Source organism: Nonomuraea sp. NPDC049784, assembly GCF_040659615.1.
Taxonomy (GTDB): domain Bacteria; phylum Actinomycetota; class Actinomycetes; order Streptosporangiales; family Streptosporangiaceae; genus Nonomuraea.
Genome location: NZ_JBFAMX010001319.1, coordinates 1 through 1,048, shown reverse-complemented (window position 1 = coordinate 1,048; position 1,048 = coordinate 1). Strand labels below are relative to the sequence as shown.

General features: G+C 70.4%; 1 protein-coding gene. It reads left to right on the top strand.

Translation table 11 applies throughout. From position 1 onward, the window contains the following. Positions 1 to 172: 172 nt before the first annotated feature. A partial coding sequence (locus AB0J09_RS65730; protein WP_360714749.1) for an ISL3 family transposase occupies positions 173 to 1,048 on the top strand: 876 nt, incomplete at its 3' end.

The following is a 1,048-nucleotide window of genomic DNA, read 5'->3' as shown; positions in this document are numbered from 1 at the left end:
GGCTCTGGCGCACTTTCGGTGGTGACGGAACGTGATTGTTCGTGTCGGTACATGGCTATCTCGGGGTGCTGTGTCAGCGTGACGCCGGTGTGACGTAAGGGATCTTGCGGGGCTGGTGTTCCCGCAACTGGCTGGCCTGGTCATCGGCAGCGTTCAGTCCGGGGCCGGGGCGATCGTGGTGCATGTCGCGTCCACCGGCGCGCCGGTGGCGTGTCCCGGCTGCGGGGCAGTCGGGCGGGTGCATGGCTATGTGGATCGGCAGCTGGCTGACCTGCCGGTTGGTGGGCAGCGGGTGCTGGTGCGGCTGCGGTTTCGGCGGCTGAGGTGCGCGAGGGTCGGGTGCGAGCGGCAGACGTTCCGGGAGCCGTTGCCCGGGCTGGCCGAGCCGTATCAGCGCCGCACGGTCGCCTTGACGACGCAGGTGGGGGCGGTGGTGCGGGAGCTGGCCGGGCGGGCGGCGTCTCGGCTGCTGGCCGTGCTGGGAGTCGGGCTATCGCGGCAGAGCGCGATCCGGTCGTTGCTGCGCCTGCCTCTGCCGGTTCGTCCGGTGCCGGCGGTGATCGGGGTGGACGACTTCGCGCTCCGCAAACGACACCGCTACGCCACGGTGATCACCGACGCGATCACGCGGGAGCGGATCGACGTGCTCACCGATCGTCAGGCCGACACCTTGGAGGTGTGGCTGCGTGCCCACCCCGGTGTGCGGGTGGTGTGCCGTGACAGCAGCGGCGCCTACGCCGAAGCGATCCGTCGCGCCCTGCCTGAAGCGGTGCAGGTCGGTGATCGCTGGCATATCTGGCACAACCTGGCCGAAGCCGTGGTGAAGGAGGTCGCCGCGCACTCGGTCTGCTGGGGCAAGACCGGCCCGCCGCCGAAAGAAGGGGTGAGGGCGGCCACCACGCGCGAGCGCTGGCAGCAGGTTCATGCCCTGCTCAACCAGGGTGTCGGGCTGCTGGAGTGCGCACGCCGCCTGGGCCTGGCGCTCAACACCGTGAAGCGCTACGCCCGGGTCAGCGAACCCGAACGGCTGGTGCGCGTGCCGAAGTAC